The sequence below is a fragment of the Acidisoma cellulosilyticum genome (genome assembly GCF_020621385.1).
Taxonomy (GTDB): domain Bacteria; phylum Pseudomonadota; class Alphaproteobacteria; order Acetobacterales; family Acetobacteraceae; genus Acidisoma; species Acidisoma cellulosilyticum.
Genome location: NZ_JAESVA010000009.1, coordinates 24,045 through 38,224 on the forward strand (window position 1 = coordinate 24,045; position 14,180 = coordinate 38,224).

At 63.8% G+C, this 14,180-nt stretch carries 14 protein-coding genes; 8 read left to right on the forward strand and 6 right to left on the reverse strand.

Annotated features, from left to right (window positions below):
* Nucleotides 1-80: 80 nt before the first annotated feature.
* Nucleotides 81-1,202 (reverse strand): FAD-dependent monooxygenase, encoded by a 1,122-nt coding sequence (locus tag ACELLULO517_RS21070; protein ID WP_227309399.1) that lies wholly within the window; start codon nt 1,200-1,202, stop codon nt 81-83.
* Between the two features lie 303 nt (nt 1,203-1,505).
* Between ACELLULO517_RS21070 and ACELLULO517_RS21075 the strand changes: the two genes are divergently transcribed.
* From ACELLULO517_RS21075 to ACELLULO517_RS21100, 6 genes are all read left to right on the forward strand, one after another.
* Nucleotides 1,506-2,615, forward strand: a complete 1,110-nt coding sequence (locus tag ACELLULO517_RS21075) for a BMP family ABC transporter substrate-binding protein (RefSeq protein ID WP_227309400.1) — start codon at nt 1,506-1,508, stop codon at nt 2,613-2,615.
* 4 nt (nt 2,616-2,619) lie between these two features.
* Complete coding sequence (locus tag ACELLULO517_RS21080; protein WP_227309401.1) at nt 2,620-3,690, forward strand: ABC transporter permease; 1,071 nt, start codon at nt 2,620-2,622, stop codon at nt 3,688-3,690.
* The gene (locus ACELLULO517_RS21085) at nt 3,690-4,616 is read left to right on the forward strand and encodes an ABC transporter permease (protein ID WP_227309402.1); all 927 of its coding nucleotides are present in this window, start codon (nt 3,690-3,692) and stop codon (nt 4,614-4,616) included. Before ACELLULO517_RS21080 ends, ACELLULO517_RS21085 begins: the two co-directional genes overlap by 1 nt.
* Before the next feature lie 72 nt (nt 4,617-4,688).
* A complete protein-coding gene (biuH, locus tag ACELLULO517_RS21090) occupies nt 4,689-5,363 on the forward strand; it encodes a biuret amidohydrolase (protein WP_227309403.1) in 675 nt (224 codons plus the stop codon).
* Nucleotides 5,360-6,868 (forward strand): ABC transporter ATP-binding protein, encoded by a 1,509-nt coding sequence (locus ACELLULO517_RS21095; RefSeq protein ID WP_227309404.1) that lies wholly within the window; start codon nt 5,360-5,362, stop codon nt 6,866-6,868. Before biuH ends, ACELLULO517_RS21095 begins: the two co-directional genes overlap by 4 nt.
* A 60-nt stretch (nt 6,869-6,928) precedes the next feature.
* Nucleotides 6,929-7,624, forward strand: coding sequence for a GntR family transcriptional regulator (locus ACELLULO517_RS21100; protein WP_227309405.1), 696 nt, complete (start codon nt 6,929-6,931; stop codon nt 7,622-7,624).
* Nucleotides 7,625-7,693: 69 nt separating this feature from the next.
* On the opposite strand, the gene ACELLULO517_RS21105 is transcribed toward ACELLULO517_RS21100, so the two are convergent.
* Nucleotides 7,694-8,584 (reverse strand): SDR family oxidoreductase, encoded by an 891-nt coding sequence (locus ACELLULO517_RS21105; protein ID WP_227309406.1) that lies wholly within the window; start codon nt 8,582-8,584, stop codon nt 7,694-7,696.
* Nucleotides 8,585-8,705: 121 nt separating this feature from the next.
* Between ACELLULO517_RS21105 and ACELLULO517_RS21110 the strand changes: the two genes are divergently transcribed.
* Nucleotides 8,706-9,686 (forward strand): AraC family transcriptional regulator, encoded by a 981-nt coding sequence (locus tag ACELLULO517_RS21110; protein WP_227309407.1) that lies wholly within the window; start codon nt 8,706-8,708, stop codon nt 9,684-9,686.
* A gap of 85 nt (nt 9,687-9,771) precedes the next feature.
* Nucleotides 9,772-10,245 carry a nuclear transport factor 2 family protein gene (locus tag ACELLULO517_RS21115; RefSeq protein ID WP_227309408.1) on the forward strand — a complete coding sequence of 158 codons (474 nt, stop codon included), beginning with the start codon at nt 9,772-9,774 and terminating at the stop codon, nt 10,243-10,245.
* A 5-nt stretch (nt 10,246-10,250) separates the two neighbouring features.
* Here the strand turns inward: ACELLULO517_RS21115 and ACELLULO517_RS21120 are convergent, their stop codons facing one another.
* The 4 genes from ACELLULO517_RS21120 to ACELLULO517_RS21135 are packed head-to-tail and all read right to left on the reverse strand — an operon-like array spanning nt 10,251 to nt 14,078.
* The gene (locus ACELLULO517_RS21120) at nt 10,251-10,940 is read right to left on the reverse strand and encodes a glycosyltransferase family 2 protein (protein ID WP_227309409.1); all 690 of its coding nucleotides are present in this window, start codon (nt 10,938-10,940) and stop codon (nt 10,251-10,253) included.
* Nucleotides 10,928-11,983 (reverse strand): radical SAM/SPASM domain-containing protein, encoded by a 1,056-nt coding sequence (locus tag ACELLULO517_RS21125; RefSeq protein WP_227309410.1) that lies wholly within the window; start codon nt 11,981-11,983, stop codon nt 10,928-10,930. Before ACELLULO517_RS21125 ends, ACELLULO517_RS21120 begins: the two co-directional genes overlap by 13 nt.
* On the reverse strand, nt 11,962-13,326 hold the full coding sequence (locus ACELLULO517_RS21130; RefSeq protein WP_227309411.1) for a hypothetical protein: 1,365 nt from the start codon (nt 13,324-13,326) through the stop codon (nt 11,962-11,964). The genes ACELLULO517_RS21125 and ACELLULO517_RS21130 overlap by 22 nt, the downstream gene beginning before the upstream one ends.
* Nucleotides 13,323-14,078, reverse strand: coding sequence for a TIGR04282 family arsenosugar biosynthesis glycosyltransferase (locus ACELLULO517_RS21135; protein ID WP_227309412.1), 756 nt, complete (start codon nt 14,076-14,078; stop codon nt 13,323-13,325). Before ACELLULO517_RS21135 ends, ACELLULO517_RS21130 begins: the two co-directional genes overlap by 4 nt.
* Between the last annotated feature and the right edge of the window lie 102 nt (nt 14,079-14,180).

Sequence of the window (14,180 nt, forward strand, 5' to 3'; positions counted from 1 at the left end):
GGGCCCGCGCACGACAGATTTCGTGGTGGTCCCGCTCAAATCCGATAGCTGAACCGCCCCTATAATTCCAGCTTTGAGGCTTACCTGCCCCAGTAATCGCTCAGCTCGATCGCGTTCTTCGCGCGGTCGAAGACATCGTCCGGGGCGGGACCCTGACGGGTGAGGGACAGCAGATCCTGGTTGAGCGTGACGAAGGGGCGCATCCGCTGCTCATAGCGCTGGAAGGCGGCTTCGGGCTCAGCCGGGCTCCGCTCCAACTCCTTGGCCAGCACGAAGGCGCCGACGATGGCAAGGCTGGTGCCCTGGCCGGTGAAGGGCGAGGGGCAATAGGCGGCGTCCCCCACCAGCGCCACACGCCCGTTCGACCAGGAGGGCATCTTGACCTGGGCGAGGGGACCGAACCAAAGGTCTGAGGCCTCCGGCAGATGCTCCAGCAATTGCGGGATTGGGCCGCCGAGATGGGCCGTGCGGCGAAGGATGATCTCCCGCTGCGCTTCCGGGTCCCCGCGCGGAAATTCATCCGGCATCAGCGCGAAGCCCAGATTGACGCGCAGATCCTCATTCGATCGTGACGGGTAGATGACATAGCCCGATGTCTCATCCCGGAAGGAAAGCTGCCAGTCCTCCAGGCCCAGGATATTGGGTGTCGTATAGATGGCGAAGCCGATGCCGAGCGGGTTCAGCCAACGCCCGTCACTGTCGAAGGCGAGCCAGCGGACATGCGAGCGGAGCCCGTCCGCGCCAATGACGATATCGAAGCGCCGGCTGGAAGCGCGGCGGAAGCTGGCCAGGATGGAGGCCTCATCATCTTCCAGCTCTTCGATACTGTCGCGGTAGATGTATTCCACCTTGTCCTGCGCCGCTTCGACCAGAAGCCGGGAGAGATCGTCGCGGAAAATCTCGACATCGCCGGAATTGAGCCGCCCGGCGCTGGCGGTGCGCTCCGTCGTGCGCGAAATCTCCTGCCCGTCGCGGTCCAGCACCGTCATGCCCTTGTGATGGGTGCGGAGCGCCACAACACCGGGCAGAAGGCCCATCTGCTCAATCACCTTGAGCGCGGGTCCCCGGATGTCGATCGCCTGGCCGCCTGAGCGCAGGCCGGCCGCCCGTTCCACCACCGTCACCTGAAAGCCGGCGCGGCTAAGCCAATAAGCCAGGGCCGGGCCGGTAATGCTGGCTCCGGAAATCAGGACGGACGGCATGCTTTGGCACCTGGGCTGATGATGGGTCGCAGGATGCCAGATTTGGGCCGAGGGTAAGAGTTACAATCGGCCAGCCCGGAAATTTGAGCAAATCTTGAGCAGCGGCTCAGAAACTGGGCAGCAGGAAGTGCGCAGGGTCTCGATCGCGGCTGGCAATAGACTCTGGACAGCAACAAAGGCCAGGGGTCATTCTTTCATGCAGGATGAGGAAGTTTTTCCGGTCCGACCCCCTGGCATGCATCTTGAATACAAGTTTGTCGGCAAGTTTGCGCGTCCTCCTCGGCAAAATAGGGGTCTTCTCACATGGTCAAAATCACGCCTACCCGCCGTTCGGTTCTGCTGGGAGGGGCGGCGGCCGCCGGCACCGCCCTGATAGGCGGGCGCGGCGCTGAGGCCGCCAGCATGACGGTCGGCTTCATCTATGTCGGATCGAGAGACGATTTCGGCTATAACCAGTCCCATGCCGAAGGTGCGGCGGCGGTGCGCAAGATGCCCGGCCTGACGGTGGTGGAGCAGGAGCGCGTGCCCGAGACGGTGGCCTGCGCCAATGCCATGGCCGGCATGGTGCATCTTGATGGTGCAACTCTGCTGTTCCCGACCTCCTACGGCTATTTCAATCCCTATATGCTGAAGGCGGCGAAGCAGAACCCCTCCGTCAACTACATGCATTGCGGCGGGCTTTGGGCGAAGGGCGATCCCCTCAACGCGCATTCCTATTTCGGCTATATCGATGAAGCCGTCTATGTTTCGGGCATCGTCGCCGGGCATATGACGAAGTCCAAGAAGCTCGGCTTCGTGGCCGCCAAGCCCATTCCGCAGGTTCTGCGCAATATCAACGCCTTCCTTCTCGGCGCGCAATCGGTTGACCCGTCCATCACCATGCAGGTCATTTTCACCGGCGACTGGTTCATGCCGGTGCGCGAGGCGGAGGTGACGAACAGCCTGGCCGACCAGGGCGCGGATGTCATCACCTGCCATGTCGATAGCCCGAAGGTCGTGATCCAAACAGCGGAGAAGCGCGGCCTTTATACCTGCGGCTATCACACCGATCAGGCACCGCTGGCGCCGAAGGGCTATCTGACCGGCGCCGAGTGGAACTGGACCTATCTTTATCCGAAATGGATCACGGCGCTGCAGGCCGGCGGTAGCATGCCGAATTACATCCGCGGCGGCTTCAAGGAGAGTTTCATCAAAAGCTCCCCCTACGGCGCCATGGTGCCTGCCGCCGCCCGCACCCAGGCGGACGCCGCGCGGGCCGGCTTCACGGCCGGCAATTTCGCGATCTTCAAAGGCCCGCTCAAGGACAATAAGGGCAATACGGTCATCGCGGCCGGCACGGTGCTGGATGAGCATGATCCGGTGCTGGAGAGCATGAGCTATCTGGTCGCCGGCGTTTCCGGCTCGGCGAGCTAAGACCTTGGGCGGGTTCGCACGAGGCTCTCTGGGCGTCCTGCTGCCGCCCGTCCTGGCGGTTGTGGCAACCATGATCCTGTTTGCCGGGTTCCTGGCGGCGCAAGGGGTTGACCCCTTGACCGCTTATCGGCTGATCTGGCTTGGCGCTTTCGGCACCTGGTTCTCCTGGCAGGATAGTCTTGTGCGGGCCGCGCCCTTGTTGTTGACAGGCCTCTGCGTCGCTTTGCCGGCGCAGATGGGGCTGATGATTATCGGCGGCGAGGGCGCCTTCGTGCTCGGCGCGCTCGCGGCCGTCGCGGCTGGCCTGGCCGCCGGCAATCTCGGCCTGCCCGATATTCTGGTGCAGGTCATCATGGCCGCGGCCGGCATCTGTGCCGGTGGCGTGGTCATCGCGCTATGCGGTTTGCTGCGCTTCAAACGCGGCGTGAACGAGACGATTTCCTCCCTGCTATTTGCCTATATCGCCATCGCGGTGATGAACCAGATCATCGCCGGGCCGATGCGTGACCCCGGCAGCCTCAACCGTCCGGCGACGCGCACGCTGCCGGACAATCTGATGCTCGGCACCATTCCCGGTACCACCATCCATGTCGGGCTGATCTTTGGCATCATCGCCTGTCTGGCCGCCTATATCTGCGTCTATTTCACGAAGTTCGGTTTCGCGGCGCGTATCGTCGGCGGCAATGCGCGCGCGGGTCGCGTGGTCGGTCTGCCGGTGGAACGGATGATCCTCGCCTTCTGCTTCGCGGCCGGCGGGGCTGCCGGATTGGGCGGTATGGTGGAAGTCGCGGCCGTGCAGGGCGCGGTGAGTTCCGATATCTCGACCGGTGCCGGCTATACCGGCATTCTGGTCGCCTTCCTGGCGCGGATGAATCCGCTGGCCATCATCCCGGTCGCCGTTCTGCTCGGCGGGCTGGATGCGGCAGGCGGATTGCTGCAGCAACGCCTCAACCTGCCGGATGCAACCATGCTTGTTCTGCGCGGCGTGCTTTTCGTCATGCTGCTGTCGGCTGATGCGCTGCAGGGGCGGCTGACGCGCTACCTCGCGCCGCGCCGCCTGCCGGTGACCGTCTGATGGCGGCCGAGGCACTTGGCTGGTGGGGCGTGCCATTGGCCGTCGGCGCCGGCGCCATCCGTGTTTCCACGCCCTTCCTGTTCGTCAGCCTGGGCGAGGTGGTGACCGAGACATCGGGACGCATCAATCTGGGGCTGGAAGGCACGCTGGTGATGGGCGCGATGAGCGGCTATGCCATCAGCTTCTATACCGGCTCGCCTTGGCTGGGCGTGCTGGCGGCCGGCATCGTGGGCAGCCTGCTCGGTGCCCTGCATGCCGGCATCTGTTCGCTGCCGAAGGTCAATGACATCGCGGTCGGCATCGCCCTGCTGCTGTTCGGCACCGGCTTGGCTTTCTTCCTCGGCACGCCCTTCGTGGCCCCGCAGGCGCCGAACCTGCCCTCGATCCCGCTCGGGTTCTGGAGCGATGTGCCGCAGATCCAGGCAGCGCTGAAGGTCAATGTTCTGTTCTTCATCGGCGTGGCGGCGGCCCCCCTGCTCGCCTGGGCGCTGCGCAATACCGGTGTCGGGCTGATGATCCGCATGGTCGGCGACAATGCCGAGGCCGCGCGGGCCATGGGCTATTCGCCGCTCACGGTCCGGCTATGGGCGACCTGTTTCGGCGGGTTCATGGCCGGGGTCGGCGGGTCCTTCCTCTCCCTCTATTATCCCGGTAGCTGGAGCGAGGGATTGTCATCCGGCCAGGGCATCATCGCTGTGGCACTCGTCATCTTCGCACGCTGGCGGCCGATGTATTGCCTTTGGGCGTCACTACTCTTCGGCGGCGCGGGCGCGCTGGGACCAGCCTTGCAATCGGTCGGCATTTCCCAAGGCTATTACCTGTTCAACGCCGCGCCCTATGTGCTCACGCTTGTTATCATGATCATTGCCTGCTCTCCTGACCGCACGCTGGCCGGTGCGCCCGGCGAGTTGTCGATTACCAAATGAAGGAAGCCTTCTTTTTGAAACAGGGTGCCCTGCGCAAAGAAGCAAAAACTTTCATTCCTCATGGAGCTTATCGTGATCATTAAAGCTGATCCTTATCCCTGGCCTTATGATGGCGTCATGTCGCCCGCCGACACCGCCTTGATCATCATCGATATGCAGATCGATTTCTGCGGCAAGGGCGGCTATGTCGACGCCATGGGCTATGATATCGCGCAGACCCAGGCGCCGATCGGACCGATCGGCAATGTGCTGACGGCGATGCGCGCGCGCGGCTATCACATCATCCATACCCGCGAAGGCCATCGGCCGGACCTGTCTGACCTTCCCGCCAATAAGCGCTGGCGGTCGCGCCAGATCGGCGCCGGCATCGGCGACCCCGGCCCCTGCGGGCGGATTCTGATCCGTGGCGAGCCGGGTTGGGAGATCATCCCCGAACTGGCACCCTTGGAGGGCGAGCCGATCATCGACAAGCCGGGCAAGGGCAGTTTCTACGCGACCGATCTGGAACTGCTGCTGCGCGTGCGCGGCGTGCGCAATCTGATCCTGACCGGCATCACCACCGATGTCTGCGTCCATACCACGATGCGGGACGCCAATGACCGAGGTTTCGAGTGCCTGCTGCTGGAGGATTGCTGTGCGGCGACGGATCGCGCCAATCATGATCACGCCGTCAAGATGATCAAGATGCAGGGTGGGGTCTTCGGCTCGGTCTCCAATTCCGTCGATTTTCTGGCAGGCATGGCATGAGCGACGCCCCGGGGCTTGAGGTTGTCGGCGTCACCAAGCGTTTCGGGGATTTCGCAGCGCTGAGCGACGTCTCCCTCAGGCTCCATCCCGGCACGGTGCATGCGCTGTTGGGAGAGAACGGGGCCGGCAAATCGACGCTCGTGAAATGCATCATGGGTTTCTATCACGCCGATGCGGGCGAGTTGCTGCTGGACGGGCGGGAGATCAAGGTCGGCAATCCGCGCGACGCGCAGCAGGCCGGCATCGGCATGGTCTATCAGCATTTCACGCTCGTGCCGTCGATGACGATTTTGGAAAATCTCACCATGGGCCTGGGCTTTCGTCCGGGGCGGATCGACTGGAAGGTGGAACGCGCCAAGCTGACGGCCTTCCTGGACACGATGCCCTTCCGCGTGCCGATCGACCGCCCGGTCTCGTCGCTCGCTGCCGGTGAAAAGCAGAAGGCGGAAATCCTCAAGCAGCTTTACCTGCAGGCCAAGCTGCTGATCCTCGATGAGCCGACATCCGTGCTGACGCCGCAGGAAGCGGATGAGATGCTGGGCCTGATCCGTTCCATGGCGACGGCAGGCCAACTCACCGTCCTCATCATCACCCATAAATTCCGTGAAGTGCTGGCCTTCGCGGATGAGGTGACGGTGCTGCGGCGTGGCAAGCAGGTCGGCGGCGGCAAGGTTTCCGAATTGTCCGTGCCGGAAATGGCAAGGCTGATGGTGGGCGATCAGGCGAGCCGTGACCATGCCGGGCGAGAGGAACGCGAACCGGGTGAGGTGATGTTGGCGCTGACGGGCGTTCAGGCGCTGGACGATGCCGGGGGACCGGCCTTGCAGGGTGTCGATCTTACGGTACGGCGCGGCGAGATCGTCGGTATCGCTGGGGTCTCGGGCAATGGGCAGACGGCATTGGTGGAGGTATTGGGCGGGCAGCGCCGGCATCAGGGCGCGGTGACGGTCGGCGGCGAGCCCTTCGGCGCCACGCGGGAGGAGATCGCCCGCCACAATTTCGCGCTGCTGCCGGAGGAGCCGCTGCGCAATGCCTGCGTCGGCCGCATGAGCGTGGGCGAGAACATGGCTTTCCGCAGCTTCGACCGCGCGCCGATCGGCTCCGGCGTCTGGGTCAAGCGCGGTGCGCTTCGTCGCCATGCGCGGGACTTGGTGGAGCGCTACAATGTCCGCACCACGGGGATCGACGCCCCGATCATGACACTGTCGGGCGGCAATGTGCAGCGCGCGGTGCTGGGGCGCGAATTGTCGGGTGAGGTTGACGTTCTGGTCTGCGCCAATCCGGTCTTCGGGCTCGATTTCTCGGCGGTCGCCGATATCCATGGGCAGATCGTCGCTGCCCGCAATCGCGGTGCCGCCGTGCTGCTGGTCAGCGAAGACCTTGATGAATTGCTGGAATTGGCAGACCGCATTCTGGTGATGTCGGGTGGTGCGATCGTCTATGAGACGAAGCGTGAGAGCGCGGACCGGCAATCCATCGGGTTGCATATGGCCGGTCATGCATAACGACCATGCTTGACCCCGAGCTAAGAAGCGTCACCATAACGCCCCGATTGGCGTGAGGACATGGTGACGACGACGAGACTGGGGGGCGCTGCCGCCCTCGTTTATCAGGAACTGATGGCGGATATCGCGGATTTTCGTCTTCTGCCCGGCGACCGCTTTACCGAGACGGACCTGTCCCACCGCTTTGGCGCGTCGCGGACGCCCATCCGCGATGCGTTGCTGCAATTGAAGCGCGACGGTTTCGTCGATGTGCGCTTCCGCAGCGGCTGGTTCGTCTGTCCCTTCGATTTCCAGCGGTTCGATGAGTTGTATGAACTGCGCATGACCCTGGAAGTCGCGGCTTTCGAGCGGCTGTCGCGCGCGGAGCCGGAGATCAGATTGGCGGCGCTCGACCATCTTGATGCCATTTGGATAATCGATGAAAGCGCGCGGGAGACGGAGCCGCGACGGATGACGGAGTTGGACGAGGGCTTTCATTCCGGCATCGTGGAAGCTGCCGGCAATCGTGAAATGGCCATCATCCATCGCGAGATCACGGAAAAGATCCGCATCATCCGGCGGCTGGATTTTTTTAAAGATGCCCGTACCGCCGCCACCTACCGCGAACACGGCGAGCTGCTGCGCCTGTTGCGGCGCGGCGCTTTGAGTGAGGCGATCATCATGTTGCGGGCACATATCGAGGCAAGCAAGCTGGAAGTCCGCAAGATCACGCTGCATATGATGCATGAAGCGCGTCTGGGTGCGACGAAGTCGTGAGCTGTGCTGGCGAAATCGGGTAGGTCCCCGGACCGGGTCCGGGGACGACTTTTCTCTCAAAAAGACTAATCAACCAAAATAATGCTTGTTCAGATCTTCGAGAAGGCCGATCTCGCGCGGCTGCCAGCCCAGCGTCTCCCGCGTCCATTGGCTGGTGGTTGGAATATCCATCTGCGCGAAGGGGGCGAACCAGGTGAAATGGGCTGCCGCCGCGTCACCCGACAGGCTTTTCACCGGCAGGCCGAGGCGGTTGCCGATCAAGGTCGCAATCTCGCGGAACGGCACGCCCCTTTCATCCGTCGCATGATAGCGCGCGCCGGCTGTCCCTTTCTCCAGCGCCAGCCGATACAGCCTTGCCGCATCCAGGCGATGCACGCCCGGCCAAAGATTGTCGCCCGCACCGAGATAGGCGGAGATGCCTTTTTCCCGCGCCATGCCGATGATCATGGGCACGAAGCCATGGTCGCCCTTGTCATGGGTCGAGGGAGCCAGGCGCATCACCATGCTGCGCACGCCCTGCGTCGCGAAATCCGCGACGGCTTCCTCGGAAACAGCGCGCGGATGCCGATGCGGTGCGTCCGCGATCACCGTCTCCTCGCTGATCAGCTTCAGGCCGGAAAATAGCCCGATGCCCGAGGTGACGACCAGCGGCTTGCCGGTGCCGGCGAGGGCCGCGCCCATGGCGGTGACGACGCGCCCGTCCGTCACGCAATTGTCCAGGAACTTGGAAAAGTCGTGGTTAAACGCCAGATGCGCCACGCCGTCCGTGCTGGCGGCGGCCTGCGCCATGCCCTCCGGGTCCTCCAGGCTGCCGCGAAAAACCTCGGCGCCCATGGCGGCAACCTTGGCGGCACCGTCATCGCTGCGGGCCATGCCGAGCACCTGATGCCCGGCGCCGAGAAGTTCCTGCGTGACGGCGGACCCCACGAAGCCGCTGGCGCCGGTGACGAAATATCGCATGATCATGCTCCCCGATCGTTTGCTTGAGCCTGGATAGACCCGCGGGCTGGATACGATCTATGCTGTAGCGTCCGGTTTATCTTTGTGATCGTCCAGACCGGTTCAATGATCGAGAGGCCGAATGGACCCGCTATCCGACGTGCTGTCCCTGCTGAAACCGCAGAATTACCTGTCGAGCGGCATGGCGGCCGAGGGCGCATGGTCGCTCGTATTTCCCGATCAGGGCGAGAGCATCAAATGCGGCGCCGTCGTTTCCGGCGGCTGTTGGCTGGCTCTGACGGATGGCGGCGGCGAGGTCTATCTGGAAGAAGGCGATGCCTTCCTGCTACCGAGCGGCCGCAGCTTTCGCATCTGCACCGATCGCGCGCTACCGCCGGTCGATGCCTTGTCCATCTTCAAGCGTCAGGGCAATCAGGCCGGGCGGGGCAGCGTGACAAGGATTGCCGGTGCGATGCTGCCGGGCCAGGATCAGGCGCCGGTCTCCCTCGTTTCCAGCCGCTTCACCCTGGCCGGCAAGCACGCGCATCTGCTGCTGCGCATGCTGCCGTCGATCGTCCATATCCGGCATGACCGGCAGGGCGACCTGCGTTGGGCGGTGGAGCGTATGATGCAGGAATTGCGCGAACCGCAGCCGGGCGGTTTTCTCATCATCGAACATCTGGCGCATATGATTCTGGTCCAGGCCCTGCGGCAGCATATGCGGGACAAGCGTTCCACCAGCGTCGGCTGGCTATTCGCGCTGACGGACCCGCAGATCGGCGCCGCCATGAACGCCATGCACGAAGATCCTGCCCGGCGCTGGACTTTGGATCAGCTGGCCGCCTTGGTCGGCATGTCGCGCTCCCGCTTCGCGCAGACATTCAAGGAGACGGTGGGCAGCGCGCCGATGGATTACATGGCGCGCTGGCGCATGCTGCTGGCGGGCGAGAGGCTGACGCAGTCGGGCGAGCCGGTCTCGGTCATTGCCTTGTCACTCGGCTACCAGTCCGAAAGCGCCTTCAGCACCGCCTTCAAGCGCATCATGGGGTCTTCGCCACGCGACTATGGCCGCGCAACCGCTGAAACGATCCTATTGCCGGATCAGTTCGGTCTCGTTTCCTGATGGGATGTCTGCTCTGCTTGGCGCCCTGCTTGCTTCGGGCCGTCACCGCCTGTTTGCATGGGTCTCTCGAAAAGGAGAATAGAAGATGGACGCCGAACGCCCGCCGCTGCCGCCCTACCTGACGCCGGAGGATGCGGCGCGCAAAGCCCGCGGCGCCGAGGACGCCTGGAACAGCCGTGACCCGGCCCGTGTGGCACTGGCCTATACGGCCGATTGCCATTGGCGCAACCGGGGGGAATTCATCAAGGGCCGCCCGGAGATCGAGGCTTTTCTCACCCGCAAATGGCAAAAGGAACTGGACTATCGGCTGATCAAGGAAGTCTGGGCCTATACGGATGACCGGATCGCCGTGCGCTTCGCTTATGAATGGCATGACGACAGCGGCAATTGGTTCCGGTCCTACGGCAATGAGAATTGGGAATTCGATGCACGCGGGCTGATGCAGCGTCGCATTGCCAGCATCAACGACCTGCCGATCAAGGAGGCCGACCGGCTGTTCCATTGGCCGCTGGGCCGCAGGCCAGATGACCATCCGGGTCTCACCGATCTTGGATTGTAGCCGGCTCAGCGCCGGTCTGCGGCCACGCGCAGAAAGGTGCTGACGATCTTGGTGCCGGCCTTCATCGTGCCTTGGAGTGAGCCCGCGACTTTCGATTGCCCGCCGGCGCGGCAGCGATAGGGCATCGGCACTTCCAGAATGCGCAGATGCGCCCGCGCGGCGCGCATCTGCATTTCGATATTCCAGCCATAGGTCATTTCGCGCAGGGCCAGACTGTCCAAGGCGGTGCGGCTGATGGCGCGGAAGGCGCACATATCGGTATAGCGCTTGCCGTAGAGCGCACCCATGCCGAAGCCCGCCATCCGGCCGGCCAGAACCTGATGCCACAGCATCGCCCCAGGGTCGCGCGCGCCTTCGGTGCGGGAGGCGAGAACGAAATCCTGTGCGCCTGCCAGAACCGGGTCCGCGATGCGGGCGATCAGATCACCCCGATCGGCACCGTCCCCATCCATGAAGACGATCACGCGGCTGCTGGGCAGGGCCGCCGCCGCGCCCATGGCGCAGGCCCGGCCGTAGCCGCGCCCGGCGTCCAGCACGCGCGCACCGGCGGCAGCGGCGATCTGTTGCGTGCCGTCGCGGCTGCCGCCGTCGGCGACGATGATATCGCCCCGATATTCAGCCGGAATTTCCCGGACAACGGCGCCGATGCTTTCGGCCTCGTTGAAGACCGGGATGACGAGGGTTACAGGCTCCATCGCATACCGCAATTCTGGCAAGGGGCGGGGGGCGCGTCGGACAGCAGACTGTCACGGAAGTCGCGATAGGCGTCCCCGTTCCAGATTTCGCGCAGATCCTGCTGGGTTGCGTCGCCAAGCGTGTAATTGCTGTAGCCGCGCACCGAGAAAGGGGCGATGCAGCAGGGCAGCGCGCGGCCATGGGCGGTGAAATACATCAACGACCAAGGCCGGCGGCAGGTCGACCAGGCCTTATCCTCCGCCTGTCGCTTCAGGCTCAGCCCCGGCTCCGTCGCGCCAGAGGCGTCGAGCGTGACGCCGAGCGGGATGGCCAGTGCCTGCGCGGCCTCGATCGCTATCCGTTCTTCGTCCTGCGTGCTTTCGAACAGCGAATTGGCGGCCGTCGCCATGCCATAGCCTTGCTCGTCAAACACCAGGCGCTGCAGATGCACTTCCGTAATGCCCATCTGTGCCGCGAGACGCACGAAGGCCGGCAATTGGTCGACCGTTTCCTTCAGGCCCGTCAGCCAAAGCGAGACGCGCGGCGTGGTCGCGCCCACCTGCTTCTGGTAGGCGATGAACTTGCCGACATCGCGGACGATGCGATTGAAGAAATCCTTGCCGCGCACGCGGGCATAGGACTCGCGGTCGGCGGCATCCAGCGACACGCGCAACTCGTCCAGCCCGGTATCGATCAATTCCTGAAAGCGCTTCGGCTGCATCAAAGTGCCGTTGGTATTGAACAGCACATAGGTGCCGCGATCCTTCAGATAGCGGATCATCTGCGGCAGGTTCTGCACCAGCATCGGCTCGCCCACGCCATGCATGACGACACGCGCGACATTTGGGACCTGGTCGACGATCTTGGTGAACAGCTCCCAGCTCATATCCGCCGGGGGTTCCAATTCCTCGAAAGTGCGCGGGCAGGTTTCGCACAGAAGATTGCAGCGGTTCGTCACCTCCAGATAAAGGCAGACGGGTGGTGCCGCGGCGACGGCGGAGCGCTTGGCGTCGATCTCCTCGAAATAGCGGCGGGGGTCTTTCAGCGCGACGGAAGCGGACATGACATCTCTCCGGATTGGGGTGGCACGCGTCGCGATGCGCTACGCCGCCGATAAAGGTCGAACAGCAGCATGGCGGCCGCCGGCAGGTAGATGAGGGAAGGCCAAAGGAAGCGATCATGCGGGATCGGCCCGATGATCAGCAGCAGGGGCGCGGTCGCGAGCCAGAGCAGAGCGGCCGAGGGGGCGACCACCGCCGGCAGCGCGAGCCAGGCGAAATACCAGTGATAATGGGCGCTGATGGCGACCATGGTGACGGCGGCCAGAAGGCCGGCATCCTGGCACAGACGTTGGGCGTCATTCTGGGGCAAGGACCGGCGCAGAAGCCAAATCGCGAGAGTGCCGAATATCAGGACCATGCCGAGCGCGTAGAGTTTCGCGGCATAGGCGGGCAGGGTTGTAAACTCACCCAATCCCGCCAGCAGCCAGATGCCGGACCCGCTGTCCAGACCTTCTTCTGACCCATAGGTCGGCAGGAAGCCCAGAACATGCTTACCCGCGCCTATGTAGACGGCATAGGCGGCCAGGATGACGGCGAGCCCAGCGAGCGTCGGCCGCCAGAACCGTCCGCCGCGCAACAGGGCGGGCGCGACGACGATCGGCAGAAACTTTGCCATCACGGCGCCAGCCAGCGCCGCCCCGGCCCATCCGTCGAGACGTCTTGCGCGCAGCAGCAAAGCGAGGCCCAGGAAGCCGACCGCGATGGCATCGACATGCCCGTCACTCGCGAAGGACCAAAGAGCGAGCGGATTCCAAGCATAGATCAGAATCCGCTCTCGCGGCAGGCCGGCGAGCGGCAGCAGCCAAAGCAGGGCGGCGATGCCGAGCGCTTCGCAGGCGAGCATCGCCAGACGAATGCCGTTCACGCTGTCCCACAGCCGCCCGGCGACGCCGAAGATCATTTCCGCGACGGGCGGATAGATGGTGCGCGCATATTCCTTGCGGTTGATATGCGGATAGACGGTGTCGTCACGCAGAGCGGCCAATCTCGGGTCGACCGGAATATAGCGATAGGGATTGATCCCGGCCGCCTGCACACGCCCGTCCCAGACATAGCGATAGATGTCGGTGGAGAGCATCGGTGGTGTCGTCAGCAGCGCAAGGCGCAGAAGCGCCGCGATGCCAAGCACCAGCCACACTGTCTGCCTGGGCCAGTTGCCGCGCTGTACAAGGAACACAGCGCCGAAATAGACGGCCGCACTGACGCCGAGAAGGCCGACCAGCAGACCGAGCCGTGCCACATGGGCGCCGCGCGCGATGGCCGGTGGATCGATACAAAGGCCCGCGACCGTCAGCGCGAGCAATGCCAGTCCAAGACCCGAGAGAAGGCAAAGCCGTTTCGTCATGCGGCGGAGGCCCGGCGCAGATCAGCGTCCAGGCCAAGCCGCGCGATGGTCTTGCGCGTGAAGGGGGCGGCATAGCCGTGGGTTTCCAGAAGCAACTGGCCGAGCGAGGCCGCGTCATCGACATCGTACCAGGACGGCAGTTCGACAATGTCGAGACCGAGTTCAGCCGCGCGGGTTCGGGTCGCGGCGGCAACACTTTCGGTACTCCAGGCGATATCCCGGAACAGATCGGCGTAAGGCGCGCGCATGCCGAGAAGATAATAGCCGCCGTCATCGCAGGCACCGAGGACGATGCGTTTGTCGCTGCCCGTCAGCAAGGTTTTGGCGGCGGCGACGAGATATTCGGTCGGCAATGTCGGTGTGTCGGAACTCAAGACGCAAGCAGCGGCATGGCCGAGATCGAACGGTCCTTTGATGGCCTGCCATAAGGATCGGCCGAACCCGTCCACGCCGGCCGGGGCCGGCAAAGTGCCGTCCGCCAGAATGCAGACCGTCTGTGCGGCCAGATGGGGTGCGAGCGTGCTTTCCGTGCCGAGCGGGGCATAGGCCGCGTAGCTCGTGATCGGAACGGAGAGGGATGCCGCGCCAAGGTTTTCAGTTGTATCGCGCAGGAAAGCAGCGCTGAGGCTGGCTGCCTGCTCATGCGTCAGCGGTGGGCAGAGTCTGGTCTTGGAAAAGCCCGGCCTTGGCGTCTTTGCCATCACCGCGATAGCGCAAGTGTCGTCCGGAGCACGCGTTTCACTCGCCGTCATGATCTGACCTTCTGAGATTGCCTGCTGCGCGATCGTCTCGAGACTTATACGGGCGACAAGCCAAGCGGTTACACCTCAGCACAGAAAAGTGAGGCCCATGCT

Excerpts from the sequence above, each read along its gene's own strand:
- ACELLULO517_RS21070 (WP_227309399.1), bottom strand. The coding sequence starts at position 1,202 with ATGCCGTCCGTCCTGATTTCCGGAGCCAGCATTACCGGCCCGGCCCTG.
- ACELLULO517_RS21075 (WP_227309400.1), top strand. The coding sequence starts at position 1,506 with ATGGTCAAAATCACGCCTACCCGCCGTTCGGTTCTGCTGGGAGGGGCG.
- ACELLULO517_RS21085 (WP_227309402.1), top strand. The coding sequence starts at position 3,690 with ATGGCGGCCGAGGCACTTGGCTGGTGGGGCGTGCCATTGGCCGTCGGC.
- ACELLULO517_RS21095 (WP_227309404.1), top strand. The coding sequence starts at position 5,360 with ATGAGCGACGCCCCGGGGCTTGAGGTTGTCGGCGTCACCAAGCGTTTC.
- ACELLULO517_RS21100 (WP_227309405.1), top strand. The coding sequence starts at position 6,929 with ATGGTGACGACGACGAGACTGGGGGGCGCTGCCGCCCTCGTTTATCAG.
- ACELLULO517_RS21105 (WP_227309406.1), bottom strand. The coding sequence starts at position 8,584 with ATGCGATATTTCGTCACCGGCGCCAGCGGCTTCGTGGGGTCCGCCGTC.
- ACELLULO517_RS21110 (WP_227309407.1), top strand. The coding sequence starts at position 8,706 with ATGGACCCGCTATCCGACGTGCTGTCCCTGCTGAAACCGCAGAATTAC.
- ACELLULO517_RS21115 (WP_227309408.1), top strand. The coding sequence starts at position 9,772 with ATGGACGCCGAACGCCCGCCGCTGCCGCCCTACCTGACGCCGGAGGAT.
- ACELLULO517_RS21120 (WP_227309409.1), bottom strand. The coding sequence starts at position 10,940 with ATGGAGCCTGTAACCCTCGTCATCCCGGTCTTCAACGAGGCCGAAAGC.
- ACELLULO517_RS21125 (WP_227309410.1), bottom strand. The coding sequence starts at position 11,983 with ATGTCCGCTTCCGTCGCGCTGAAAGACCCCCGCCGCTATTTCGAGGAG.
- ACELLULO517_RS21130 (WP_227309411.1), bottom strand. The coding sequence starts at position 13,326 with ATGACGAAACGGCTTTGCCTTCTCTCGGGTCTTGGACTGGCATTGCTC.
- ACELLULO517_RS21135 (WP_227309412.1), bottom strand. The coding sequence starts at position 14,078 with ATGACGGCGAGTGAAACGCGTGCTCCGGACGACACTTGCGCTATCGCG.